At 70.0% G+C, this 24,081-nt stretch carries 26 protein-coding genes and 2 pseudogenes; 8 read left to right on the top strand and 20 right to left on the bottom strand.

What is annotated here, in order from left to right:
* Positions 1 to 185: 185 nt before the first annotated feature.
* Together KV557_RS39040 and KV557_RS39035 are read right to left on the bottom strand one after the other, a co-directional pair.
* On the bottom strand, positions 186 to 836 hold the full coding sequence (locus KV557_RS39040) for a response regulator (RefSeq protein WP_143600460.1): 651 nt from the start codon (positions 834 to 836) through the stop codon (positions 186 to 188).
* Positions 824 to 2,071 carry a sensor histidine kinase gene (locus KV557_RS39035; protein ID WP_218206588.1) on the bottom strand — a complete coding sequence of 416 codons (1,248 nt, stop codon included), beginning with the start codon at positions 2,069 to 2,071 and terminating at the stop codon, positions 824 to 826. Before KV557_RS39035 ends, KV557_RS39040 begins: the two co-directional genes overlap by 13 nt.
* Positions 2,072 to 2,249: 178 nt before the next feature.
* Between KV557_RS39035 and KV557_RS39030 the strand changes: the two genes are divergently transcribed.
* Complete coding sequence (locus KV557_RS39030) at positions 2,250 to 2,402, top strand: hypothetical protein (protein ID WP_218206587.1); 153 nt, start codon at positions 2,250 to 2,252, stop codon at positions 2,400 to 2,402.
* Positions 2,403 to 2,430: 28 nt separating this feature from the next.
* On the opposite strand, the gene KV557_RS39025 is transcribed toward KV557_RS39030, so the two are convergent.
* From KV557_RS39025 to KV557_RS39015, 3 genes are all read right to left on the bottom strand, one after another.
* Positions 2,431 to 3,642 carry an alpha/beta hydrolase family protein gene (locus KV557_RS39025; protein WP_218206585.1) on the bottom strand — a complete coding sequence of 404 codons (1,212 nt, stop codon included), beginning with the start codon at positions 3,640 to 3,642 and terminating at the stop codon, positions 2,431 to 2,433.
* 267 nt (positions 3,643 to 3,909) lie between these two features.
* On the bottom strand, positions 3,910 to 4,656 hold the full coding sequence (istB, locus tag KV557_RS39020; RefSeq protein WP_218206583.1) for an IS21-like element helper ATPase IstB: 747 nt from the start codon (positions 4,654 to 4,656) through the stop codon (positions 3,910 to 3,912).
* Between the two features lie 91 nt (positions 4,657 to 4,747).
* A complete protein-coding gene (locus KV557_RS39015) occupies positions 4,748 to 5,662 on the bottom strand; it encodes a Mu transposase domain-containing protein (protein ID WP_218206581.1) in 915 nt (304 codons plus the stop codon).
* Positions 5,663 to 6,030: 368 nt separating this feature from the next.
* Between KV557_RS39015 and KV557_RS39010 the strand changes: the two genes are divergently transcribed.
* Positions 6,031 to 6,633 (top strand): hypothetical protein, encoded by a 603-nt coding sequence (locus tag KV557_RS39010; RefSeq protein WP_308130283.1) that lies wholly within the window; start codon positions 6,031 to 6,033, stop codon positions 6,631 to 6,633.
* A gap of 142 nt (positions 6,634 to 6,775) precedes the next feature.
* Here the strand turns inward: KV557_RS39010 and KV557_RS39005 are convergent, their stop codons facing one another.
* The 5 genes from KV557_RS39005 to KV557_RS38985 form a co-directional block, all read right to left on the bottom strand.
* Positions 6,776 to 8,329: a hypothetical protein gene (locus KV557_RS39005; protein ID WP_218206580.1), complete on the bottom strand. Its 1,554-nt coding sequence runs from the start codon at positions 8,327 to 8,329 to the stop codon at positions 6,776 to 6,778.
* Positions 8,326 to 8,649 carry a helix-turn-helix domain-containing protein gene (locus tag KV557_RS39000; RefSeq protein ID WP_218206578.1) on the bottom strand — a complete coding sequence of 108 codons (324 nt, stop codon included), beginning with the start codon at positions 8,647 to 8,649 and terminating at the stop codon, positions 8,326 to 8,328. The genes KV557_RS39005 and KV557_RS39000 overlap by 4 nt, the downstream gene beginning before the upstream one ends.
* The gene (locus tag KV557_RS38995; RefSeq protein WP_218206576.1) at positions 8,646 to 9,716 is read right to left on the bottom strand and encodes a tyrosine-type recombinase/integrase; all 1,071 of its coding nucleotides are present in this window, start codon (positions 9,714 to 9,716) and stop codon (positions 8,646 to 8,648) included. The genes KV557_RS39000 and KV557_RS38995 overlap by 4 nt, the downstream gene beginning before the upstream one ends.
* Before the next feature lie 115 nt (positions 9,717 to 9,831).
* Complete coding sequence (locus KV557_RS38990) at positions 9,832 to 10,212, bottom strand: hypothetical protein (RefSeq protein WP_218206575.1); 381 nt, start codon at positions 10,210 to 10,212, stop codon at positions 9,832 to 9,834.
* A complete protein-coding gene (locus tag KV557_RS38985; protein WP_218206573.1) occupies positions 10,184 to 10,597 on the bottom strand; it encodes an HTH domain-containing protein in 414 nt (137 codons plus the stop codon). Before KV557_RS38985 ends, KV557_RS38990 begins: the two co-directional genes overlap by 29 nt.
* Before the next feature lie 575 nt (positions 10,598 to 11,172).
* Here KV557_RS38985 and KV557_RS38980 point away from each other — a divergent pair.
* A pseudogene (locus KV557_RS38980) lies at positions 11,173 to 11,361 on the top strand (Tn3 family transposase); the annotation flags it as partial.
* A 109-nt stretch (positions 11,362 to 11,470) separates the two neighbouring features.
* Here KV557_RS38980 and KV557_RS38975 read toward each other — a convergent pair.
* Both KV557_RS38975 and KV557_RS38970 read right to left on the bottom strand, forming a co-directional pair.
* Positions 11,471 to 12,211: a class I SAM-dependent methyltransferase gene (locus KV557_RS38975; RefSeq protein ID WP_218206571.1), complete on the bottom strand. Its 741-nt coding sequence runs from the start codon at positions 12,209 to 12,211 to the stop codon at positions 11,471 to 11,473.
* 242 nt (positions 12,212 to 12,453) lie between these two features.
* Positions 12,454 to 13,245, bottom strand: coding sequence for an alpha/beta fold hydrolase (locus tag KV557_RS38970; RefSeq protein WP_218206570.1), 792 nt, complete (start codon positions 13,243 to 13,245; stop codon positions 12,454 to 12,456).
* A 113-nt stretch (positions 13,246 to 13,358) separates the two neighbouring features.
* Here KV557_RS38970 and KV557_RS38965 point away from each other — a divergent pair, with 113 nt between their 5' ends.
* Entirely contained in the window at positions 13,359 to 13,793 is a 435-nt protein-coding gene (locus KV557_RS38965) for a MarR family winged helix-turn-helix transcriptional regulator (RefSeq protein ID WP_256178613.1), read from the top strand.
* 56 nt (positions 13,794 to 13,849) lie between these two features.
* Here the strand turns inward: KV557_RS38965 and KV557_RS43720 are convergent, their stop codons facing one another.
* The 3 genes from KV557_RS43720 to KV557_RS38955 all read right to left on the bottom strand — a co-directional run bounded on the left by KV557_RS43720 (position 13,850) and on the right by KV557_RS38955 (position 16,477).
* Complete coding sequence (locus KV557_RS43720; protein ID WP_256178612.1) at positions 13,850 to 13,984, bottom strand: hypothetical protein; 135 nt, start codon at positions 13,982 to 13,984, stop codon at positions 13,850 to 13,852.
* 44 nt (positions 13,985 to 14,028) lie between these two features.
* Positions 14,029 to 15,570 (bottom strand): flavin-containing monooxygenase, encoded by a 1,542-nt coding sequence (locus tag KV557_RS38960; RefSeq protein WP_218206569.1) that lies wholly within the window; start codon positions 15,568 to 15,570, stop codon positions 14,029 to 14,031.
* Between the two features lie 271 nt (positions 15,571 to 15,841).
* Positions 15,842 to 16,477 (bottom strand): NAD(P)-dependent oxidoreductase, encoded by a 636-nt coding sequence (locus KV557_RS38955; protein ID WP_218206568.1) that lies wholly within the window; start codon positions 16,475 to 16,477, stop codon positions 15,842 to 15,844.
* A gap of 92 nt (positions 16,478 to 16,569) precedes the next feature.
* On the opposite strand from KV557_RS38955, the gene KV557_RS38950 reads away from it, so the two are divergent.
* Positions 16,570 to 17,217 carry a TetR/AcrR family transcriptional regulator gene (locus KV557_RS38950; RefSeq protein ID WP_218206567.1) on the top strand — a complete coding sequence of 216 codons (648 nt, stop codon included), beginning with the start codon at positions 16,570 to 16,572 and terminating at the stop codon, positions 17,215 to 17,217.
* A 467-nt stretch (positions 17,218 to 17,684) separates the two neighbouring features.
* On the opposite strand, the gene KV557_RS38940 is transcribed toward KV557_RS38950, so the two are convergent.
* From KV557_RS38940 to KV557_RS44685, 3 genes are all read right to left on the bottom strand, one after another.
* The gene (locus KV557_RS38940) at positions 17,685 to 18,593 is read right to left on the bottom strand and encodes a GlxA family transcriptional regulator (protein ID WP_218206566.1); all 909 of its coding nucleotides are present in this window, start codon (positions 18,591 to 18,593) and stop codon (positions 17,685 to 17,687) included.
* On the bottom strand, positions 18,590 to 19,174 hold the full coding sequence (locus KV557_RS38935; protein WP_218206564.1) for a cysteine hydrolase family protein: 585 nt from the start codon (positions 19,172 to 19,174) through the stop codon (positions 18,590 to 18,592). The genes KV557_RS38940 and KV557_RS38935 overlap by 4 nt, the downstream gene beginning before the upstream one ends.
* A gap of 418 nt (positions 19,175 to 19,592) precedes the next feature.
* Positions 19,593 to 20,498 carry a CAP domain-containing protein gene (locus KV557_RS44685; protein WP_218206563.1) on the bottom strand — a complete coding sequence of 302 codons (906 nt, stop codon included), beginning with the start codon at positions 20,496 to 20,498 and terminating at the stop codon, positions 19,593 to 19,595.
* 176 nt (positions 20,499 to 20,674) lie between these two features.
* Here KV557_RS44685 and KV557_RS38925 point away from each other — a divergent pair, with 176 nt between their 5' ends.
* On the top strand, positions 20,675 to 21,352 hold the full coding sequence (locus KV557_RS38925) for a hypothetical protein (protein WP_218206561.1): 678 nt from the start codon (positions 20,675 to 20,677) through the stop codon (positions 21,350 to 21,352).
* Between the two features lie 52 nt (positions 21,353 to 21,404).
* Here KV557_RS38925 and KV557_RS38920 read toward each other — a convergent pair whose 3' ends face one another.
* A complete protein-coding gene (locus tag KV557_RS38920) occupies positions 21,405 to 21,599 on the bottom strand; it encodes a hypothetical protein (protein ID WP_374106724.1) in 195 nt (64 codons plus the stop codon).
* Between the two features lies 1 nt (position 21,600).
* Between KV557_RS38920 and KV557_RS38915 the strand changes: the two are divergent.
* Positions 21,601 to 22,038, top strand: a pseudogene (locus KV557_RS38915) (ATP-binding cassette domain-containing protein); the annotation flags it as partial.
* Positions 22,039 to 22,161: 123 nt separating this feature from the next.
* On the opposite strand, the gene KV557_RS38910 reads toward KV557_RS38915, so the two are convergent.
* Positions 22,162 to 22,884, bottom strand: coding sequence for a dienelactone hydrolase family protein (locus KV557_RS38910; protein ID WP_256178610.1), 723 nt, complete (start codon positions 22,882 to 22,884; stop codon positions 22,162 to 22,164).
* A 125-nt stretch (positions 22,885 to 23,009) separates the two neighbouring features.
* Here KV557_RS38910 and KV557_RS38905 point away from each other — a divergent pair, with 125 nt between their 5' ends.
* Positions 23,010 to 23,492: a MarR family winged helix-turn-helix transcriptional regulator gene (locus KV557_RS38905; protein ID WP_218206559.1), complete on the top strand. Its 483-nt coding sequence runs from the start codon at positions 23,010 to 23,012 to the stop codon at positions 23,490 to 23,492.
* Positions 23,493 to 24,081: the final 589 nt, after the last annotated feature.

The following is a 24,081-nucleotide window of genomic DNA, read 5'->3' as shown; positions in this document are numbered from 1 at the left end:
CCCAAAAGTCCCTGCGCCGGCCTGACCCTGTACGCGGTCCTCCGCGAACTCCAGGCCCTCCTGGCCACCTGGACCGGCGCCTGCTCCATATGCGGCCAACCCACCCCGGAACCCGAACCACACCACCGCACCTAACAAAGCCCTATTAGTACTCCAGCCGTAAATCGTGATCACGGATGGGAAGGTCAGGCCCGGGACGCTCCGAGGAACCGCAGCACGGCCAGGACGCGGCGGTGGTCCGCGTCGACCACGGGCAGGTCAAGCTTGGCGAAGATGTTGTTGATGTGCTTCGCCACGGCGCTCTCGCTGACCACCAGCGCCTGCGCGATGCCGGCATTGGAGCGCCCCTCGGCCATCAGGCCGAGCACCTCCCGTTCGCGGGGGGTCAGCCGCGCGAGCGGGTCGCTGTCGCGCCGCAGCAGCAACTGGGCGACGACCTGCGGGTCCAGGGCCGTGCCCCCGTCCGCCACTCGCCGGACCGCCGCCACGAAGTCGGCGACATCGGCAACCCGCTGCTTGAGCAGGTAGCCCACACCGCTGGTGTTCGCAGACAGCAGGTCAGCCGCGTACCGCTCCTCCACGTACTGCGAAAGCAGCACCACCGGCGTCCCCGGCCAGCGCCGACGGATCTCCATCGCCGCCCGCACCCCCTCGTCGGTGAAGCCGGGCGGCATCCGGACGTCGATCAAGGCGAGTTCGGGCCGGTGCTCCGCCACCGCCGCCAACAGCCCCTCCGCGTCGCCGGCTTCTGCGGCGACCTGGAACCCGCCCATCTCCAGCACCTTGATCAGGCCGACCCGCAACAACACCGAATCCTCGGCGATCACCGCGCGCACGGCAGCTCCGCGGTGATGGTGGTGGGCCCGCCAACGGGGCTGCTGACGTGGAAGGCCCCGTCGAGGGAGCCGACCCGCTTGGCCAGCCCGGTCAGCCCCGTGCCGGCGGCGGCGTCGGCACCGCCCAGCCCGTCGTCGGTAACGCGCACTCGCAGCACCTCGCCGACCTGACGGACTATCACCTCTGCATGCATCGCGTTGGCGTGCTTCGTTGCATTGGTCAGCGCCTCAGAGATCACGAAGTACGCGACCGACTCCACGCTGGGCGCCACCCGCTCCTCCAGATTGACCCGCAGCCGCACCGGCAGGGGCGTGCGGGCAGCCAGCCCGGACAACGCCGCGTCCAGACCTCGGTCTTCGAGCACGGCCGGGTGCAGCCCCCGCACCAGATCATTGAGTTCGGCGATCGCCTCCTTCGCCTCCAGGTGCGCTCTCGCGATCACCTCGCGGTCATCACTCGGCAGGTCCGGGCGGGTGGCAAGGGCCAGACCCAGGTTGACCGCGAGAGACACCAACCGCTGCTGGGTGCCGTCGTGCAGGTCGCGCTCGATCCGGCGGCGCTCCGCGTCGACGGCCTCGATCAAGTCGGTCCGGCTCACGGCCAGCTGATCGACCCGCTCCTGGAGCCGCTGCGCCCGGCTGGGCCCGAGCAGGCCCAACGCCAGCCGCGCCTCGGCCCGGGCTACTGCCCGCGCGGTCCAGGGCAGGGCGCACAGGAGGAGGAGTCCAGCCGCTGTGAAAGCCGGCAGCTGGGTCAGGTAGCCGAACCAGTCCTGGCGGATTCCGGTTGGCAGCGCCCATGACCAGGCGTAGGCGATGACGCCCGCCAGGCACGCCGCTGCCACCGCGAGCACCAGCAGCTCCAGCAGCGCGAGCAGCGGGCCCAGCAGGAGGTGGTAGCCGATCTTGCGCCAAGGCCGCGTCGCCGCGAGCCACCGGGCGGTCGAGGCCAACGTCCATTGTTCCGGCGCGGTGGGGGTGAGCCGGGGGACGTCCACACCGATGAGCACCCGGTAGCGAGCCCGCTGAACGGCCGTCAGCACCGGGGTTCCGAGCAGGACCAGGGCGGCCGACATGGAAACCGTAAGGAGCCAGTTCCCCGTCCTGGCGGTAGTCGCCGCCGCCCAGGCCCACACGGGCACCAGCGCCAGGTGCGGCAGCACACCGGCGGCAAGAAAGCAGGTGTCCCGCTGCGCCCGGAGGACCGTGCGTCTCAGTCGAGCTGGAATCGTCATGGCACGACGCTAGGGCACCGCAGGAGGACGGTGCCATGAAACCTGTACCCGATCTCATGGTGAACCTAGTACCAGCTGTAGATCTTGATCTTGGCCTGTGGGCGGACAGGATCTCGGGTCGGTAGGTCGGCTTCTGCTGGCCGCTGGCAGGTAGACCGGGCCCGGTGGAACAGGCACTATGCCCCGGTGCGAACGCGGTGGTGATCAGCGCCAGTTCGCCTCCCGCGACGAACTGGCCGCGGCCATCGACACCTTCGTCTTGGCCTACGACGAACACGACGCCAAGCCCTACCGCCGGACCTACGACGGCAGCCCACTCAAAGCCGCATGAACCCCCGAAGGATCAACGCGGCGCTGCACTAGGACTGGAAGGCTACTTCCGGATTGTTCGGCGAGGGGCCGTCCAGCAGCGGACTGTGGATCCCCTTCAGCGTCTGGTCGAAGAACGCCGTCACGTACTCGCGGGTGATCACCACCCCGCGTTCCGGGGAGAGGGGCCCCGTCGGGAACCCGGCCTGCTCCTGAAGCACGTCCAGGTCGGAGAAGCTGAAGTGGTCGGCGCCGGCGACCGTCAGCCACTTCTTGTAGCCGCCGAGGGCGGCCCAGGCCCGCCCCACGATGCCGTCGCCGCTGCCGGGCGTGTGGCCGTCGCTACCCAGCATGAGGAAGGGCCGGTTGATCTGGCCGGGCATCGGGACCGGGTGGAAGGTGCCGTCCATGTCCACTCCGGCCCGTACTCGCGGGTCGGCGATCATCGTGGCGGCCGCCGCCGCTCCGCCGAGGGAGTGTCCGGCCATGCCGATCTCGTGCTTGTCGATGAGGTGTGCCAGGCGCCACGCGGTGTTGCCGTGCGTCAACTGGTCGATCACGAAGGACACGTCCCGCCCGCGGCTGACAGCTTCGGCGTCGAAGTCGATCGTTTCCGGGTGGTCGCAGATCGCGCACGGCGGCGTCTGGCCGTTCGCCAGCGTCTCGCCGCTGTCCTCGTAGGTGTGGCCGACGAGCGCGACGACGTAGCCGTGACTGGCCAGGTCGGTCGCGAGCGAGGTGAGCATCATGCGCGGGTTCTCGGACGCGGCTGAGAGGACCACCAGCGGATGCTTGCCGCGTTGCGGCCGCGCGCCGTCGAAGGCGTGAGTGGTGACGCTGGAAAGCGTCTGCGGGGTGACGCCGTAGCTCGCCGGCATCTTCCGGCGCTCGGTGATTCCGGCTGCCTCGGCGACGGTCATGTAAGGGGCCGGAGTCCCGGTCCCGGGGACGGCGGGGTAGACCATCGTGACGGTCAGTTGGCGGGGGCCGGACGACGGCACCCACGGGTCGAGGCGGCTCGTGTCGGTGAGGTGGATGATGTCCTCGCCGGCGGCGTAGGGGCCGGTCGGCGCGGGGAGCGTGCCGTGGAAGGACGGCGTGGGCGCGGTGGCCGTGGCCGTGGCCGGTGCGGTGTCGAACGCGTGCGTGGCCACCGGTGTGGCCGACGGTGTGGTCGTGGCGGCGAACCCGGCGCCGGTTCCGGTGATGAGGGCGGCGAGCGTCAGCACCGCGACAGCGCTGATACGGCGATTGCGTTTCATGGGATCGACGCTAGGACACCTCGACGGGGGTCTGCCATGAGCCTGGCACCCGAATCCATGGTGGCACCAGTGCCACCGTTGCTGATTCTGTAGTCGGACAAGAGAGGCGCGTCGACGATGCCGTTCTCCTGGGTGAAGGCGGCGATGAGGGACTGTCAGGCGATGTTGTTGACCGCTGCCCACCCAGCCCCTGCCCAGCCCTCATGTCCACCCCCGGTGACGCCGACCCCGCCTACGTGCTCACGCAGAGATTCGTCCAACAGTGCGTCAGTTCTGGGCTGGGAAGAGGGATTCCTGGGTGGCCTGGTAGCGGTAGGACTCGGTGCCGGTCTGGATCAGGGTGCAGCGGAAGGTGATCCGGTCGGCGATGGCCGCGCAGAGGCGGGCGTCGCCGAAGGTCTTGTCCCATTCGGTGAAGGGTGAGTTCGTGGCGACCGCGGTGGCCTTGCGCTCCTCACGCTCGGTGAAGATTTGGAACAGCAGTTTGGCTCCCTTGCGGTCAAGGTTGAGGTAGCCGAACTCGTCCAGGCACAAAAGGTCGATCTTGCTGTAGCGGGCGATGACAGAGGACAGGCGGCGGCTGGCGTCGGCTTCGGCGAGCTCGTTCACCAGCGCGCTGGTGGTGGTGTAGCGCACCGACAGGCCGGTCTCGGCGATGGCGGTGCCGATGCCGATCAGCAGGTGGGACTTGCCGGTGCCGGAGTCGCCGATCAACACCAGAGGCCGGCCTTCGCGGACCCAGGTCGGGGACTTCAGGTCCGCGACGACCTCGGGGGTAATGTTCGGGTTCTTGGAGAAGTCGAAGTCCTCCAGCCGCTTGGGCCGCGGGAAGCGGGCCAGCCGCAGCAGCCGCTGCTGGCGGCGAAGGTCGCGATCGGCGAGCTCAACCTGCAGCAGGTCCAGGAGGAACTGCTTGTAGGTGGCCTGTTCCCGCCGGGCGGTGGCGGCCAGGTCGATGAACCGCTCGCGGAACGCCGGCAGGCGAAGCTCCCGGCATGCCTCGTCGATGAGCATGTCCTCCGGGTCACCGGCAGGGAAAGCCTGCGGCCGGGGACTTTGCCGGTGTCCGGCTCGTCGTCCTGGTCGGTGACGGTGATGGTCGGGCTCATGCGCCGTGGCCTTTCTGGGTCTGGCTGTCGCGGCCGGCGACCGGGCTCAGCAGCCGGTCGTACTTGCTCATGTCGGGCAGTGCCGGGCGTGGGTCGGGCGGCAGACGGCGGGCGTGCAGGGAGATCACCTGGGCCCCGGCGCGAGCGGGTGGGGCCGTGGAGCCGTCCGCGGCCTCTTCATCGGCGCCGGCCAGGAGCTCCGCGTCGTCGGCGTCGGTGCCCTCCATCGCCTTGCGGGCCTCGATGGCGACCAGGTCGGTGGAGACCGACCCGATGCGAAGGCAGGTCTCCATCGCCGCGACCAGCGCCTCCGGCGGGAGCTGGCGGTGCAGCAGCAGCACCTCGATCAGCATCCGGGTGCCCTCGCGGTCGCCGGCCTTGTGCTTGGCCGCGGCCCAGAACGCCTCGTGGACCTTGGTGAAGCCGCCCTCCGCGCGGGCCTGCGCAAGCGCGGAGGCCCCGGCGAACGCGCCGGGCTTGACCAGCAGGATCTCCAGGTAGTGGTCCAAGAGGTCGTGGTAGGTGTAGCGGCGCGTCAGCCTGGGATGGCGGGCGACGACCTTGCGCCCGTCGAACACCCACAGCTCGTTCGCCCGCAGCTTGACACGCACCTTGGTGCCGATGAACTTCGCCGGTACCGAGTAGTAGCACTGCCGCACCGTGATCCGGGAGTTGCGCGCGACCGTCGGTGTCAGGTCGATCCCGCAGTCGTAGCCGTCCGCCGGCAGCGGCCGCAGCCGGTCCCGCTCGGCCTCGAAGTCGAACCCGATCGAGGTCGGTCGGCCGTGGATGTGCCGTGCGTCCTCCGCGACGTCGATCGCGGCTAGACGCTCGTTCAGCTCCGCCAGCGAGTCGACCGCAGGAGGCGGGACCAGGTGCTTGCAGCGGAACCGCCCGCCCTCGTGCTCCACCCCGCCCTTCTCGTGGGCACCGTCCTCGCCGGGCGCACAGTAGAACGCGGAGAACTGGATCTTCCGTGAGTTCAGAGATTCTGAAGTGTCGGCCGGGCGAACTCACGGAAGCCCACGTGCTATTGGGGTATGGCGAGGCCGAGTTCGGTCCGGAAGAAGGCGACTGCTGGGTCGGTGTCCGCGTACTCGCTGAAGTGCCCAGCCAAGTACAGATGAACGTGCTCAGCAAGATGGCCGCCAGGGCCTGTGTGAGGTTGCGAGCAGTCTTCGGGTTCTGCCCTCATCTGGGGAGCGGAACCCGGTCCGACTGAAGGATGGACAATGGCACAACATGGGCAAGGACGCCCCGACCCGATGGGAGCCGTAGCGTGAGTGACGATCAGTCCGCCGCAATCGCCGCCATGGCGAGTATCGGAGAAGTGCTGTCGTGCATCGGGCCCACCTGTGGGGACGCTGTCGACTGGAGTGCGGCGGAGAGGGTCTACGGAACGTCATTCCCAGCCGACTACCGGGCGTTCGTCACAGCCTTCGGCAGCGGTTCGATCGAGGAGATGGTCGGCGTCCACATCCCCGCCGTCACTTCGAACGAGCCGCAGGTAGTCACGGTCTCAAGGCTCTCGGAGGCGGCACTCGCGGACTACGCGGTGAACCAGTGGGCTCCCGCCGACAGAGGCCGGCACCGGCTGGAGGACCTGCTCATCTGGGGAGGAACAGCCGCAGCCGACACCCTGTGCTGGATCACGACGGATCCGGACCCGGACCGATGGCCGGTCGCGGTGTACTCGCGCGGGAACCTCGAATGGTCGGTGTATCCGTGCGGTATGGCCGAATTCCTGCTCAAGCTGCTGCGCGACGAGTGGCAGCCATGGCCGATCAGCGACTCCTCGCTCCAGGGCATGGCGGACCCGCGGTTCCTGCATGACAAGGACGAGGCGGCGGGATGGGAGTCGGGCAACAACCCCTGGGAGTAGCTGATCCGTTCGGTGACATCCCCCTCGGGGTGGGATGTTGAACAAGGCCGGGCCTGTTGGGGCGGTGGCCCCGGTCCGTATCTGCCGATCGCCAGATACGGGCCAATGAACCGTGCTGCCAGCGGGGCGTCGAAGTGGCTGTTCAGGGCTTCTTTCCGGTTTGTTCTGCGGCAGACTCGGAGGCTGCATTGGTGTAACGGAGGCTGGCCCTGGCGCTGAGTGCGAAGACGTGGGCGAGGTGCAGGGGGTCGGCTCCGGTGGCGGCGGCCTCTTCGAGGATGCGGTCCTGTCGGAGCCGGTCCAGGCCGGCGGGCAGCCGTTTGACGAGGCGGTCGAGCCAGAAGGTGCCAACCGCTGTCGTGGTGGTCGCCGTGTTGCGGCTGATCAGCAGGTGGGGGTTGGTGCTGTTGGGCCAGCGGCGGCGACGGTAAGCCAGGTAGTCGGCGATCGCCTCGGCGGTGTAGTCGTCCAGCGGCCGGTCGAATCCGTCCGAGTCGAGGCGGCGGCCGGCCAGGTCGACCTCGTCCAGCTGGAGCGCACGGATACGCCGGGCGGGCAGTGCGTGGACGCCCGCGAGGGCGACGACCACGTGCAGGGCGGGATCCTGCCGGGCAGCGAGGGCAACGGCGTCGACTTCCTGATCGGTGAGCGGAACCGGCACCGAGGCGTGGTTCTTGCCGGTTGTCACCCCTCGCATCGGGTTGGCGAAGACGAGCCGCTCCTTCTTCAGCACGTTGAACAGGCTCCGCAGGGCACTGGCCTCGTGCACCCGGTTGGGGCGGCCGGCCAGCCAACTGGTGACGTCGTCACGGGTGACCTGACGCAGTGTCGCGTAGGTCGACGTCCGCTCGCGCAGGAACGGTCGGACCAGCCTGAGCTGGGTAACGACCGTGGACCGGGAGCGAGGGAGCCGGCGCCGGGTGCCGTTGCGTGAGACCGCGACCCAGGCGTCGACCTCGGCCCGTATCCCGGCAGGAAGGAAGTCCAGGCGCGCGTCGCACCAGGTCTGCACGGTGTCGAGCCGGTCGTCCAGCAGCAGGTCCAGGTCCTCGAAGACCTCCAGGACGTGGTTGGAGGGGATCGCATTGTGGGTGAGCTGGGCGATCGTGGACGCTCGGATCGGCTCACCGATCTCGTGAACCGCGCAGAGGATGCGGATGCCCCTGCGGACGGAGCCGAGCGTGCGCGGAGGCCAGCCTCTCAGCTCCGCGATCCGTGCGGCGCGCGCTTCCAGGACGGCGGACAGTTCCGGGTCCAGGAGCGGTGCCAGGCTGCTGACTCCGCGCAGGTCACGGGCCATCTCGAACAGTGGCAGCTGTCTCCATCGCGATCGGACGGAGTGCAGCCGCTGGTCCGGTGGCCCGTCCGCGGTGTTCTGCGGTCGGGGCGGCTGGCCGCCGCGCGGTCGCAGGGTGCCGATGATGAACAGTTGGTGGCCGGTGCGCGCGGCAACCGTCAGGTCGACGCGCGTCTTGTTGTCCGGTCCGGCGATCAGGCTGGCCTGCCGGCGGCAGAGCCGGCAGACACCGTCCTGGACGGCGACCTTGCGGTCGCAGACCTCGCAGTGATCGCTGGTGGCCTTGGCGACGAAGCCCCAACATGCCTTGCAGCGGGGGCGGTCGAGCCATCCCCAGCCCAGGCAGTCCCGGCAGCTACGGGTGGCCCAGGGACGGCGGCGACGTATCGGCGCGCTCACAGCGGAGGCCCGGACCGGCCGGGACGGCGACGGAGGACGACCGGACTGCCGCCCACGACCTTCCGCTCGGCCTGCTTATCCACGTTGTCCGGCTGCCGGTGGTCGATCGGCTCGGGAACCAGGAGGTCGGCGGGGGTGCAGTGCAGCACCGAGCAGATCACGTCCAGGTCGTCGAGGCGGACGGTCAGCGGGCGACCTGACCACAGGTGCGACATCTTGCCGGCCGAGATGACCAGCCCGGCATCCGCGAGCATGCGCTGCAGCTCGGACGCCTTCCAGATGTCGCGCTGGGCGGCGACCATCCGCAGGTTCCACTTCACCGTGTCCTCCCGAAGCGTGCGGCGGCCCGTTGGCCGGCCCGGGCCCACGCGTCCTCGACGTGGGATTGCTCGACGTGAACGTAGATCATGGTGGTGTTGAGCCACTCGTGGCCGAGGATTTCCTGGATGGCCACGACGTCCATGCCGTTGCGGTAGAGGTCCGAGGCTGCGAAATGCCGCAGGACGTGCGGCGTCAACTGGCCTATCTGGTGCGGGAGATGGCGCGCGACAGCCTCGGCGAGGCCGGACCGCAGCGCGTCGTCGGTCACCGTCCGGCTGGAGCCGTCGCCGTACCGGCGCTCGGAGGGAAACAGCGGGGCCATCGGGTCCTCGGCCCTGTCGTCGAACTCCCAGCGAGGGCCGGTGACCCACCACTCCAGCAGGTCCCGCGACCCGTTGATCAACGGAACGAGCCGTTCTTTCTTCCCCCGGCCGACACTGCCTTTGCCCTTGAAGAGGATCTTGCCGAACCGGCCAAGGTCCCACCGGACGTCACCGATCCGCAGCAGACACAACTCCGAGATACGCGGGCCGATCAGACTGGTCAAACGGGCGGCGGTGTAGTTCCGCGCGGCCGGCGCGTACTTGCGTGCGGCCTCCATGTCCGCCCGCCACCCGGAGAACAGCCTCGCCGCCTCGTCCGCCGAGGGCGGAATCCGCAACCGCGAAGCGGTGCCGCCGCGAGGCCGGTTGACCTCGTCCAACGGCGACTCGACGACCACACCGGTGGCCGCGTGGATCGTCGCCTTGTGCCTCAGCTCCAGGAACTCGAAGTAGACGGCGAACGCGGCGGCCTGGCGGACCTTGGTGCCCGGTGCCGAGCCGCGGCGGTGCCGGCCGAAGTACCGGTCAAGGTCCTGCGGCTGCATCTCCCACAACGGTCGACCGAACCACTCCCGCAGCCCAAGCACCCCGCCGACGTCTGCACGGATCGTGTCGTCCAGCACCCCAGCGGAAGCCCGGGCGAGCACGAACTCCGCCAACAGGTCCTGCTCGAACGCGGCGACCTCTTCGGCGGACTCCAACCGCAGATCGGGCCGCAGGTCGCGCACGACGGCCAGCGCCATCCGTCCTCCCCTTCAGCTTTCAGGCGGCCTCACCATAACAGCTGATGAGACTTCAGGAATCCTGAAGGATGGGCGGAATTCGCCAGCGTGGGCGCGACCTCGCTAGACCTGCAGATCAGGCGACTGCCGAGGCCACCAGAGGGCTGGATCGGATCAACGAACCCACGGGAACATGGACATACCAGGACTTGAACGACGCCCACCGCGCCGACTCCAGCCTGGAGCGGCCGAACAGCACCTGCTTGACCGCCGGCTTCAAGTTGTCGTAGCGGATGTGCACCGACGGCACCCCGCCCAGCACGGTGAACGCCTCGACGTGGCCTTCCAGGAACGCCTCCTGGGACGCTGTCGCGTAGACCCGGTGCACCGCCTTGCCCGAGTAGGAAAGCCGCAGCGTGAACAGCACGCACTTGCGCCGCTGCCCGGCCAGGTCCAGCCAGAAGTCCGCGAAGTCGACCTCCGCCTCCTCACCCGGCCTCTTCGCCTGCGGCACCATGCCATCGAGATGCCGCCGGCCCTCCAGAGCCTCCGCGCGGATCTGCGGGCGCCGCTTGGACACGTAGTCCCAGACCGGTCGAACGGGCCAACTCGAAGTCGTGCTCCGCAGCCAGACGCTCCATGATCCGCGGGATCGTGTGCTTCTGCTTCGCCGGAGCGTCCAGGTCCTCGCGCAGCATCGCGTCGATAAAGCCCTTCACCGGCTCCAGCACGCTCTTGCGCGGCGGCGGCGCCTTGCGCCTCGGTGGCACCGGCGACTCCAGCGCCTTTCGCACCGTGTTCCGCGAGACCTTGAACCGAACGGCGAGCTCCCGCCCCGACAGCCCCTGCTCGCGATGAGCCTGGCGGATCCTCTCGAACAGCCACTCACGTGACCTGTGCACCAGCGGTCTCCCTGACCTGGACCGTGATCAACAGGCACAGCGTGACGGCCAGACGGCGCAAGCCTCCACGATTACTCCGAAAGCGGCATGTTCCACACCATCACATCGGCTGGCTCCCGATCTCACCGGAGAACCCCTGGCTCCCATTCACCCCGAAGCCGTGGCTCTATTTCACCCCGGTAAAAACAGGTCTGGGTCGTTTCTTGACTCGTCAGCTCGTCGTGCCTGACGTGCCTCACACCTGGAGGACGGGCTGACCAGCTACTTCGGCTGATAACCCCGGATAACGGTCGAGGTCACCCGACGTTCGCCTCGGCCGGCCGCAGGCGGGACGCCAAGTGGTGCTCGGGGCGGTGCCGGTCCCGGGCGTACCGTCGGCGGGCGGCCCGGCGGGCGCGGTGGCCGCGAGGTACGACAAGCTCTCCGTCCGCACCGACCCGAGAAACGGCTGACGCCGCGCAGGGCATCCGCGACGCGCCCGACGAATCGCGGATGCCCAACCTTTCTGAAGTCGCGCTCCGCTACGGAGCCCGGCGAGTCGGCAACTATCCGCTGTGCTGGGCCAATTCGGATAAGACCAGCTCGGCGCGCTCGGCCTGGTCCTCAATGCCCTCGTGCTGTGCAACACCCGCTACCTGGACGCCGTCCTGCAGCAGCTGCGCGCCGACGGCTCCGACGTCCGCGATCAGGACGTCGCACGCTTGTCCCCGTTCGTGCGAGGCCACGTCAACATGCCCGGCCGGTACTCCTTCCAGCTTCCCGAGTTGCCCGGCGGGATGCGGCGCCGCCGCGGGATCCGGATGCCGGCGGCGGCGAGTAGGGCCGCTCACGTCCCGCCGAGGGCTTGGCGATCGAGTGACCGGGTTCTGGGGGTCAGGCGCGGCAGCGCAGCATCTCCAGCGGGGGGTTGGCGGCGTAGTCGTCCCAGAAGTCCTTGCCGTACTCGCGCACGCCGGCGGCGGAGACCTCCAGGGGAACCCAGGTGACCTCGTTGAATCCGGCCGCCCGCAGACACTTCTCGTAGACCTCGCGGCGGGGCGGGGTCGCGACGAACGAGATCGGCGGGTCGAGGAGCGCGGTGATCCTCTCGCGCGGCCCTATCTCGGACTCCTCGCCGGTCGGTTCGCAGAGGAAGCCGTACTTGGCGAGGGACGGCCCGTCGAAACGGTAGTCCGGGTTCTGCGCGAAGACGAAGAACTCGGCCCCGTCCACGAGGCTGCGATGGATGTTGCGGCACATCCGCTCGATGGTGGCGATGTCCTCGGCGTAGTTGAACGCCTGGACCGCAACCGCGATGTCGAAGCGCTGCTCGAAGGTGCGCAGCTCGGCGATGTCGCCGACCTCGTAGTGCACGCCCAGCGGGTCGCGGTCCTCCAGGGCCTGGGCCGCGGTGACCATCGCGCCGGAGATGTCGACGCCGAGGACGTGGGATGCGCCGCGGCGCTTGAACTCCCGGCTGTAGAAGCCGGTTCCGCAGGCCAGGTCGAGGATCGACCTGCCGTTCACGTCGCCGACGAGGGCGAGGAAGCCGGGCACCTCCGCGTAGCGCGTGATAGGGAGGGTCTTGAAGCCCTCGAACGCCTCGCCGATCTCGTCGTACAGCTGACCGCTCATCGTGCTGTTCCCCTCTGTCCTTGGCTTCGGCCTGCGGGACGGGCCGCAGCCTCTGGCGGGAAAGTCTCCCTCTCGTCGGCGGGGCGTCGTACTGGCGGAAGCCACAAATATGCTGTGGCTGCCGGCCGGTGGGTCTTCGTGTTCGTATCGGACGACTGGTCAGATCGTCGGCCTGGTGTCGGATGCGTCGAAGTCGCCCTCCAGCACGCGGCCGCGGCGCCAAGCCGCTCGGCTGCGTGGCCTCAGCCCTGGCTCTGTGCCTGGCGCTGGTCCACGTGCTCGGCGATGATCGAGAAGAACCGCGCAGGGTCCTCGAACGGCAGACCGTGGCCGCCGGTGACCTGCAGGTAGTCGGCCTGGTGGATCGCGGCGGCCAGTTCGCGCTGGTGGTGGGGCGGGATGATCTGATCGTCGGCGCTCGCCAGCACGAGTGTGGGCGCGGTGATCCGGCCCACCGCGTCACGTAGGTCGATTCGGGTGTCGAGTTCTATCTGCCCGAGGATTCGCTCATCGAGCATGGCCGTGAAACCCGCGGCCAGTTCGGCGAACTGCGCATCGTCGAGGGTGCCGAGGAGACCGGGCCCCATCGCGGTGAGGATCAACTGGCGGGCCAGTAGGGCCGGGTCGGTACGCAGCAGGCGCGCCCACAGGTCGAACATGAACGCCTCGCGCGGGCTCATCCTGACCCATCCGGCGTGCAGGACGAGCGAGGTCACGGCCGCAGGGTGCCGGGCGGCCAGGGCCGTGGCGACGGCGGCGCCCACCGAGTGGCCGACCAGGTGAAACCGTTCCAGTCCGGCGGTCCGGGCGGTGGCGACGACCCGGTCGGCGAGTGAGTCCAGGTCGATCGGTGCCGGGTCGACAGGGGTGGCGCCGGCGCCGGGCAGGTTCGGGGCGACGACGGTGTACCGGTCACGCATCGCGTCGATGAGAGCTCCCCAGTTCGAGGTCGCGTCGGCGCCGGTGCCGTGGATCAGGACCAGGCCCGGGCCGGCCCCGGCGACGACGTGATCGAGCGGTTCACGGCTGGCCAAGGGGTGCCTCCATGAGTGAGTGCTGAGTGATGGTGAGAAAGATAGCAGAGCTCTGGCATGTATCAGAGCTCTGCTATCAGCCAGGGTTCGAGCTGTGGCGTACGATCGGCCTCATGGAGATGCCGGTCACGGAACGCCTCGGGCTGCACATCAAGCGGGTGGAGCAGGAGCTGATGGCGGCCAAGCACGCCGCGCTCCGGCCGCTCGGGCTGACGGTTCCGCAGTACGTCGCGCTGTACACGCTCGACGACCAGCCGGGACTCTCCGCCGCCGCGCTCGCCCGCGCCTGCCTGGTCACCCCGCAGACCATCGCCACCGTGCTCGCCAACCTGGAGGCGAAGGGGCTGGTCGTCCGCCGGCCGCATCCCTGGCATCGCAAGGTGGCCGAGGTGCGCCTCACCGACGACGGACGCCGACTGCTCGCGCAGGCCGACGCGAAGGCCGTAGCCATCGAGCGGCGGATCGCTGACGGCTTCAGCCCCGAGGAACGCGCTCTGCTGATCGACCTGCTGGCCCGCGCATCAAGTCAACTGACCCTCGCGCCGTAGACGGCGGGATCGCGGCGGAGGCACACCCCCGCCGCAGCACGGGTGCAGGACGGCTGTCAGGCGCCTTTCTCCTCTCGGCTCGGGCCCGCCGCGCGTGCGGCGACCTCGAAGAGTGAGATGTAGTCCGCCTCGGCGTAGCCCAGGCCGATGGCGGTCTGCATCAGCTGGTGGACCATCGCGGCGACGGGCATGGGGACTTCGAGGGCGCGGGCGGCTCCGAGCCCCAGGTCGTGTGTCAGTGCCGTGCCGAGGTGTCGGGTCGGGTGACGGTGGCGCGGAGCTGGTGCGGCAGTGTGACGTGCTGGGGCGGGTGCCAGGTGTAGGCGCCGGGGTCGAACTTGTGCAGTTGGCGCCGGAGTCGGCGCGTGGACCAGGGCCAGCAGAAGGTGTTGAGGCCCGGTGGGCTGAAGTAGTAGCCGGCGGGGTCCGTCGAGTACACGGTGGTGTTGAGGGCGTCGCGCAGGGCGGTGGTGTGGGTGTCCTGGATCTCCGGGCGGACGTCCATGGCCGCATGGCCGCTGCGGCGCAGGTGGGTGAGCGAGGCGGTGATGTGGCGTAGTTGGGCCTCCAGGACCGTGGGGACGGCGGTGGTGCCGCTGAGGATGTTCGGTCCGAGGAGGAGGAAGAGGTTGGGGTAGCCGCTGACGCTGGTGCCGAGGTAGGCGTGGCGGCCCTGGCGCCAGGTGTCGGCGAGGGGGCGGCCGTCAAGGCCGTACAGGTCGCGGGCGATGGACAGTTCGCCGATGCGGAAGCCGGTGGCCAGGATGACGAGGTCCGCGTGGACCTGCCGTCCGTCGGCGCCCACGATGGTGTGTCCGTCGATGCGGGCGGCCCGGGTGGGGTGCAGGTGGACGTTGGGTTCGGCGACGGTTCGGTAGTAGGTGTCGGAGGCCAGCAGGCGGCGGGCGCCGAGCCGGTGGCTGGGCGTGAGCATCTGACGCAGCTCGGGGTCGGGGACTGACCGGCGCAGGTGCAGGCGCGCCGCGGCCTCCAGCGGTGGCAGCAGCCACGGGTGGCGCAGGGCCAGACCGATGGCCTCCTGGGTCCAGTGGTTCAGACCGCGCGCCAGGCGGCGTACGGCGGGGCGGCGGTGCAGCAGGCGACGAACGGGCTCCGGCAGGGCGTAGTCCGGTTTGGGCAGTACCCATGGCGCGGTGCTCTGGAAGATGTCGACGCGTGCCGCGTGGCGTCGGAGGTCGGGCAGAAACTGCACGGTGGAGGCCGCGTTGCCGATGACGGCGACCCGCCGGTCCGTCAGGTGGACCGTGTGGTCCCAGCGGGCGGAGTGGAACGCGGGGCCCGGGAAGCCCTCCAGGCCCGGCAGGTCGGGGTAGCGGGGTTGGTTCCATGGGCCGGTGGCCACGATCACCGCGCGGGTGATGTACGGGCCTGCGCTGGTTTGCAGGTGCCAGCGGCCGCTGTGGCTGTCCCAGCTGCCGCCGTGGACCTCGGTCCGGTACCGGATGGTCCGCTCGACGCCGTGCGTGGCCGCGGTGGCGTCAAGGTAGTTCAGGATCTCAGGCTGGGTGGCGAAGGAGCGCGTCCAGGGGCCCGGGGCGAAGGAGTACTCGTACAGCAGGGACGGCACGTCGCAGCCGCATCCGGGGTAGGTGTTGTCGCGCCAGCTGCCGCCGAGGCGGTCGGACTTCTCCAGCACGACGACGTCCGCAAAGCCCGCCTGGCGCAGCGTGATTGCGGCGGCCACACCGGACAGGCCGGCACCGATGACCACCACCTCCGCCTCGTGGGCGGTTTCCTGCACGGCGGCGTCGGCCACGGCTGTCTCCCCGGGTTGTGATCGCAAGAGCACTGAACGTAGTGACGGCCGACCGTGCCGGGCAAGGCGAAGTCCACGTACGAGTGATTTTCCTACCGGGCTTGCGACACGCCGAGTGCAGGACTGAGCGAACACCCTTGCCCCGTCCTGACCGAGAACGGCTGCTCCGCCGCCGACGAGATCGCGATCGACGCCGCCGAGATCCTCGGCAGCGAGGAGCGCCGCCGCGGCGACGGAGCCTCGGCGGCGAGGCCGGGAACGACCGCTGACGTCAGCCGCTGACGCCGACCGCGTGGCCGAAGGTCCGTGTGTCCGAGACCAGGTCGAGCATCGCCCGCGCGACGTCGGCGCGGGGGATGGTGGCCGTCGGCGGCCCGGACTCGACGGTGTGCCGGTAGTGGCCCCGGCCCGGCCGGTTGGTCAGGCGCGGGGGCCGGACGGCGGTCCAGTCCAGGCCGCTCTCCCGCAGGACGCGCTCCATCGCCTCCAGGTCGGTGTAGACGTCCCTGAGCACCGCCCACAGCAGGGGAGAGAACACCTTCGCCGCCAGGACGGTCTGGCCGGTCCCGGTGCGGTTGAGCGGTGCGGCGCTCACGACGAGGATGCGCCGCACCCCGACGGCCGTCATCGCGGTCACCGCCGCGCGGGCGGAGGTCGAGGCGGGCTTGAGGGGATCGGTCCGGCCGGCCTGGCCGATGCCGGAGAGGACGGCGTCGGCGCCCTCGATCACCGGTTTCAGGGAGTCGGGGTCGAGGGCGTCCGCCCTGACGACGGTGAGCCGGTCGTGGCGGACGGGCAGTCGCGTCGGGTCGCGGACCGCGGCCGTGACCTGGTGCCCGTCGGCGAGCGCGTGGGCGACCAGGTGGCGTCCGACGCCTCCGGTGGCGCCGAGAACAGCGAGTTTCATGATCCCTCCCAAGGGGGTGAGTGAGTGCTCACTTCCTGTCTCTTCCGATGGTGGGTGAGTGCTCACCCACCTGTCAAGATAGGGTGGTGCCCATGACGCACGAGGGAACCGAGCCGCTGACCGGTGCGGCGCTCACCCGGGCGCGGGTGCTCGACGCCGCCGCCCGCCTGATCGGCACCGTGGGGCTCACCCGCGCCACGACGAAGGAGATCGCCCGGGAGGCGGGCTGCTCGGAGGCCGCGCTGTACAAGCACTTCCGCGACAAGGAGGAGATCTTCGTCCGCGTGCTGCGCGAACGCGCCCCGCGCCTCGCCGACGCCGTCGCCGGGTTGCCGGGCCGCGCGGGCAGCGGCACGGTGGGCGGGCACCTGGAGGAGGTGGTCCGGGTCGCCGTCCCGTTCTACCGGCAGTCGTTCCCGATGGCCGGGTCACTCTTCGCGAGCCCCGAGCTGCTCGCCGCCCACCGCCGCAAGCTCGGCGACGCCGGCCCGCACCACGTCAGTTCCCACCTCGCCGACTACCTGCGCGCCGAGCAGCGGCTGGGCCGCGTCCGCGCCGGAATCGACCCGGACGCCGCCGCGATGCTCCTGATCGGCGCCTGCTTCCACCGCGCCTTCCTGGAGCTGTTCTACGCCGACGAGGCCCCCGCCGGCGCCCTCCGCCCGGCCACCACCGGCGAGTTCGTGACCACGACGGTCCAGGCCCTCCTCGACGGCATCCTGGTCCCGCCGCACCCGTAGCGGCGCAGGCCCGGTCAGGGCGTGAATGCAGGAACGTTCACCCGGGGCAGTTCTCGATCACGGGGGTCTGCTCGATCGAAGATGTGCAGTTTCCCGGGATCGATGTGCGGATGGAGGGCGCGGCGCCGGACCCAGCACACCGGCTCGGACCCGCGCGCGGGTGGCGATCGACCGTTTGCGTGAGACGGCGTGGACGTAGCCGATCTGACGTCGCTCCAGCTCGGCGCTCAGGTGCGGGTCGCCGCCGGAGACCTCGTCGCCGGTGACCCACGTGGCTCGGACGCCGGCGTCCAGTGTCTGGGCGATCATCTCGGTGGCCAGGGTGGCCAGGGTGGGCTTGGAGGCGAACCTTACGTCGTCGGGGATACCGGCCGCACGGCACCGCTCGGGGGCCTCGCGGGAACGGGAGTGTGTTCCGCGGCCTCGTCGCCCTGGCGAGCAACCCCTGAGCCGAGGGATCAGGGTGGTCAGGACGTCCGGGCGCGCAGGCGGCGGAGCATCCGGGCGTCCTGGAAGCCGACCGCCCGGGCCGCCGTCTCGGTGGTCGCGCCGTGGGCGATGAGGTGTTCGGCGCGTTCGACGCGCAGCTCCTGCTGGTAGCGCAGCGGGGTGAGCCCGGTGGCCTCGCTGAAGTGGCGGGTGAGGGTGCGTTCGCTGACGCCGGACGTGGTGGCGAGGTCGGTGAGGCTCAGCCGGGTGGTGAAACGGGCGTCGATCAGGTCCTGCACCCGGTGGACGGCGTCGACCAGGTGGCCGCGGTGCCGGAGCATCGCGCTGGTCTGCCGCTCGTCGCCGTTGCGCCGGGCGTAGACGACCATGTCGCGGGCGATCCGGGCGGCCGCCGCCGGTCCGTGCCGGACGGCGACCAGGTGCAGGGCGAGGTCGATGCCGCTGGCGATGCCCGCCGAGGTGACCACCCGGTCGTCCACCACGTACAGCACGTCGCGCACCACGCCGGCCCGCGGGTAGCGGAGGGCGAGTTCGTCCTGCACGTCGTGGTGCGTGGTGCAGCGGCGCCCGTCCAGGAGCCCGGCCCGGCCGAGCGCGTCCGCGCCCGCGCACACGCTGGCGACCGTCCCGCCGGCCGCGTGGTGCGCGGTCAGCCGCTCCAGCGTCGTCGCGGACAGCTCGCCGTGCGTGCGCAGGGTCGGCGCCCGCCAGCCGGGGACCATGACGAGGTCCCCGGCCGACAGCTGCGGCCACGCGGTGGAGGCCCGCAGCGTGATCCCCTGTGCCGTGGGGACGTCCTCCTGCTCGGCGACGTAGCCGATCTCGTACCCGAGGCCGTGGTCGGCCGCGGTCGAGAAGACCTGGGCGGGCCCGGCGAGGTCCAGCAGGTGCAGCTGCGGGACGAGCAGGAAGACGACGCGGGTCACGATCCGGTCAGCTCCTTCACGGTGGTGACGGTGGCGAAGCGGCCCGCCAGAGCGTACTCGGTCCGGGCGATGATCTCGTCCGTGGAGAGCGTGCGCGGGTCGGCGAGGATCTCGTCGAGGCTGCGCCCGGCGGGTGCGTCGCGGTGCTCGATCGGGTGGGTCGCGGTGGCGTCGACGACGAAGGTGACGTCGTAGCCGAGGTCGGCGGCGACCCGGGTCGTGGTCTCGCAGCACTGCTCGGTGCGGATGCCGCTGACGACCAGGTCGCGGATGCCGTGCTGGGTGAGCAGCTGCTGGAGGTTGGTGGTGGTGAACGCGTTGTGCGAGGTCTTGGTGACAACGGGCTCGCCCTCGGCCGGGACCAGCCCGTCCATCAGGTGGACGTGGCCGAGGGCCGGATCGAAGACCGTCCCGGTGCCCGGCTCGGAGTGCAGGATCCAGACGACCAGGTCGCCCTGCGCCCGGGCGTGCTCGACGAGCTTGTTCACCTGCCCGACGATGCCGGGGTTGGAGACGGCGGCCCAGTTCTCGCGCTGACGGAAGGATTCCTGGACGTCGATCACGAGGAGTGCGTTGTTCATGCTCCGATCCTGGGGTCTGACGGGTGCCCGGGCGAAGACACCATCGGGCCCGGATGCGGAACGATCCGGTCAGGGGATCGGAAGTATGCAGTGGCGAACGATCCGCAGATCCCGATGCGGCGCGCAGAAGGTGATCGGCCGGGACCGGCTCGGAGTCGGGCAGCCAGAGCGGCCAGCCGTCCACGCTGCGGCTGACCACGAGGTCGTCCGGCCGCACGGCTGTCAGCGGCGGGGCGTGGCGTGTGTTCCTGAGCCGCCAACCCACCCAGCGAAGCCAACTCGGCCGACTCACCGACATCGCACATCCCGCAGTACGCGATCTTGTGATGGCCGGTCCTGGCCGGGTGGTTGAGGGACTCCGCCAGGGGTCCGGTCCGGGGTGGCGGCAGGCCGGACAGTGTGCCGCCACCCCCGACGGTCAGCGGTTGCCGAAGTCGGCGTTCCAGGAGGCGTTGCCCGTCCGGGCGAGGCCGACCTCGGTGAAGTTGCCGGTCATGATCTCCAAGTGGTGGGGCGACCTGATCCAGCCGTCGATGGCGGCGTCGATGTCGGTGGGGCCGTAGAAGGCGATCTCACCGAATCCCGTCCAGCTGTATCCGAGACCCCGCGCGATGCCGGCCGAGTCGCAGAAGTGGCCCGAGACGTGGCGCTGGTCCAGCTGGTCGGCGTTGCACTTGGCGGACTGGGCGAGCGTCTGGTTGAGGCGCACCGGAGCCTTGCCGTACTGGGCGCGCAGGTCGTTGAGCCGCTGGAGGAAGCGCTGCTCGATGGAGGTGGTCGGGGTGGTCGGGTTGTTCGGCCCGACCAGGTCGAACCGCTGGGACATGCTGCCGTCGCAGTTCTCGACGGTGACCTCCCGGTCGAGGCCGTGGTAGGTCAGACAGCGGTTGTCGCGGGCGTTGTGGATGTAGGTGCCGCCCTCGCTGGCGGACTCAAGGGTCCACTGCTGGTTGTCGCCGGCCCACCAGTGGATGAACTGGGTGGACCGGCCGTCGTTGGTGTCCATCTCGATCACGCGGTCGGTGCCGTTGACGGAGCGGGTGAAGTCGACCCGGCCGCCCGGCTTGTTGGAGATCCAGAACGAGGTGCTGGCGTCACGGTAGTTGCGGGCGACGATCCGGGAGGCCTCGCCGTCGGAACTGGCCAGCGCGTTGTGGTCCTGGTGGTCCTGGATCGTGATCATCTGCTCGACCACGTCCGCGGAGGCGGCGTTCGCCGGGGCGGCGAGCAGCGTGAGGCCGCTCGTGGATATCGCGGCGACGGCGAGCGCCAGCGCCGCGAGGCGGGTGCGGGAACGGGTGGTTCGGGTGGGGGTGTTGGGCACGGAACTCTCCTGCTGTCTTGTCGGTGGCCGTTGGCGGCCCGAGTGCGGCTGCGACTGCGGGCACGAGCAGGACAGCAGGAGCGCGTAGACAACCGGTCAACGATCCGGTGACGGGCCGGCCCGCCGACCTGCCCTGGCGGGCCGGTCGCCCGGCTGACCTGGCAGGATCTCGAGCCATGACGCAGGACATGACGCGGGACGAGAGACCCGGGCCCGGGGCCGGACAGCGGCCCGGGGGCGGCCGGAACGACATCCCCTGGCCGAAGCGTCCGATGCTGACGGCCCTGTGGATACCGGCCGCGGCCGTCCTGTTGCCGGTCGGTGGCGCGCTCGCCGCCTTCGGGCCGTGGCTGATGGTCCCGGGGTTGGCGCTGGCGCTCACCGGGATCATCGGACTGATCATCGCCGTGTGTCTCCTCTGCCCGACCAACGGGCTCCGGGGCGCGGCGCTGGCGTTGGTGATGGCCCCGCTGATCGCGGTGCCGCTGCTGAGCATGAACACCGCGCAGGCCACCGTGCTCTCGATGCGCGGCACCGAGCACGCCGGCACGGTCACCGACGTCCGGGTCAGCCACGGCAAGACCACCACCTACAGCTGCGCCGTGCGCTACGAGGACGTTCCGGGACGGGTCCGGACCGTCAGCTGCCGGGCCGAGGACACGGTGGGGGAGCACGTCAGCGTCACCGAGGACCCGGGTGGCCTGGTCGACCCCGAGTTCTCCGACGAGGCCTCGGGCGGCCGGGTGGACCTCGTCCTCGCGGCCTTCTCGGACGTTGCCCTGGTGGTCGTTGCCGCCGTCGCCGCCACCGCCGGCGCGCTCGTCCACCGGACGCGCGTACGCCGCGGGCGGTGACGCCGCACGAGGTGGCCGGGCGTCCAAAGCGTTCTGCGGGCCTTAGCCGGAGTCAGACGTGGCGCCGGTCGGGCAGGTGGTGTGTCATGAAGGGGGTGCCGGTGATGAACTCCCGGAATTTCAGGGCTGCTTCGGACAGGTAGGCGTCGCAGTTCCACACCAGGCTGAGCACCCGGTGGCAGTGCGGCGCGTCCAGGTGCACCCAGGCGACCGGGACGTACAGCTCGGTGCGGGCCTGGCGGGACACCCAGGACGCCCACGTCTTCCGCACCACGATCCGCGCCAACCTGCTCCTCGCCAGACCCGACGCCACTGACGCCGAGCTGCGCGAAGCGACCCGCAGAGCCCGGCTCCTGGACTGGATCGAAGCGCTGCCCGACCGCTGGGACACCCACCTCGGCGCCGACGGCGCCACGATGTCGGGCGGCCAGCGCCAACGCCTGCTCCTGGCCCGCGCGCTGCTCGCCGACCCGTCCGTCCTTGTCCTGGACGAACCCACCGAGGGACTCGACCCGGACACCGCCGCCGCCGTGCTCCCCGACATCCTCGACGCCACCCGGGACCGCACCACGCTCCTGGTCACCCACGAGCGGGCCGGGCTCGCCGCCGCCGATCGGATCGTGACGCTCGACCGCGGCCGGATCCGGCCCGTCAGCCGGGAGAACCTTGCGGGCATGACGTTGTAGACGGTGCGTCGGGCCCTCCGCGACGTGAGTGCGCGGAGGGCCCGAGGTGCGCTGATGGGCCTCGGTCAGGCGCCGGCGGCGATGCGGCCGAGGTTAGGCGGGTTTGGTTTCCGGGCCGGAGCCTCAGCCGTTGGCCAGGGTGCGGCCGAGGAGGGGGAGCAGGCGGTCCCAGTGAAGCTGCAGTGCGGCGGGGTTGAAGGCGTCGGTGTCGGACATGGTGAAGCCGTGGATGGTGCCGGGGTAGATCTCGGAGGTGTAGCCGACACCCGCGGCGTCCAGGGCCTGGTTGAGTTCGCCGAGGGACTCGGGCGTCATGTCGGTTTCGGCGTGGCCGAGGTGGACCTGGGCGGTGAGCTTGGAGAGGAGGTCGGGCCCGTCGGCGCCCACGGGGCCGTGGAATCCGGCGACGGCGGCCACCTGGCCGGGGTGGGCCGCGGCGGTGCGCATCGCCAGGAGGCCGCCTATGCAGTAGCCGGTCACCGCGACCGGTCCGGCGCCGACCTCGGGCTGGGTGGTGAGGAACCTGAGGTAGGCGTCGGCGTCGCTCAGGACACGTTCGGCGGTGTGCACCTCGATCAAGGGCATCAGCTGGGCGATGACCGCGGGCCGGACCTCTTCTCCGATGTGTTCGGGAAGTTCGATCACCGGTGCCGGGCCGTGCCGGTAGAAGAGGTTGGGGACGAGCACGTAGTACCCGTGCCCGGCCAGTTCGCGGGCCATCTCCCGGAGCACGGGCCGGATGCCGAAGGCGTCCGCGTACATCAGCACCCCTGGGTGCCGCTCGCCGTGGTCGGGGAAGGCGGCGAAGGCGTCGGCCTGGCCGTCCGTGGTGGGAATCTGCAACATCTTGGTGGGAATAGCGGATCTTCCTTCCTTGGAGTTCACCGAATTAACGTTTATTGCACTAACGTTTTCGGCGTGAGCGACCGTACATCGTTAGTCGAACTAACGCAATGAGTAGGATGGGCGCCATGACCAGAGCCGAAGCCGCGGACATGCCCGACGACGGCGCGCGCAAGACGCCCGACAGGCTGCGTCGACAGGCGAGCCGACAGTTGTCGCAGCTGACCGCGCGGTCGGACCGGCTGATCAACGAGGGGCTGGCCCGGGTCGACGCCCGCAAGTGGCACTACGCCGTGCTCGCCTCACTGCAGGAGTACGGGCCGGGCAGCCAAGCGACGCTGAGTCGGCGCACCGGCATCTACCGCAGCGACATGGTCGGCGTGCTCAACGAACTGGCCGAGCGTGACCTCGTCGAGCGGGTGCCGGATCCCGACGACCGGCGCCGCAACATCATCACTATCTCCGCCCGAGGCCGCCGTCGCCTACCCCGCCTCGACAAGGTCCTGGACGACCTCCACGACGAACTGCTCGCGCCGCTGAGTCCGGCCGAACGCGACCAGCTCGTGCAGTTGCTCACCCGCTTGCTGGACCACCACACCCGGACCTCCTGAGTCGCGTAGTGGCATCCGACATCAACGCTGCCCGGGGCGCTGTTCCATAGGTGGTCGCTCGTGAAGCGAGCCCGCCGTCCGATAGTCCACCTGCGGCGATCATGTTTCATGAGTTGTTGCAAACGACTGGACGTCTGAAACGCCCTCATGAAATGGTCTGGGGTAGTGAGCGACGACTTCGAGACGCAGAAGCGGACTCCGAAGGCCTCATACGCCTGGTACCGCGACCTGATCGCCGTCCACCGCGCGCGCCGTAGGGGGCCGTCAACTGCCTGCTTTCATGGGTGTTTGAGTGGGCGTGACCATTGTCTGGTGAGTTCGTTGATCGTGGTGTGAATCTGGCGGAGTGGGCGAAGGCGCAGGGTGTGCGTCCGCAGACTGCGCTTCGCTGGTTCCGTGGGGGGGGACATTGCGGGTACCGGCGGGCGAAGCGCTTGAGGCGGCTGCCGCAGATGAGTGAGCCGAAGAAGCTGCTGCGGCAGATCGCCCGGCCGATTGTTGCCGACGGGCCGTCCGGTGTGTCGATACGTGACCGTCTCAAGGGCCTGACGCCCGAGGATGTAAAGGTGTTGCGGCTGGTCGGCGAACA

Source organism: Kitasatospora aureofaciens, assembly GCF_019192735.1.
Taxonomy (GTDB): domain Bacteria; phylum Actinomycetota; class Actinomycetes; order Streptomycetales; family Streptomycetaceae; genus Kitasatospora; species Kitasatospora aureofaciens_A.
Note: the sequence above shows the minus strand (reverse complement) of the source record. Positions and strands in the feature narration are given on the sequence as shown.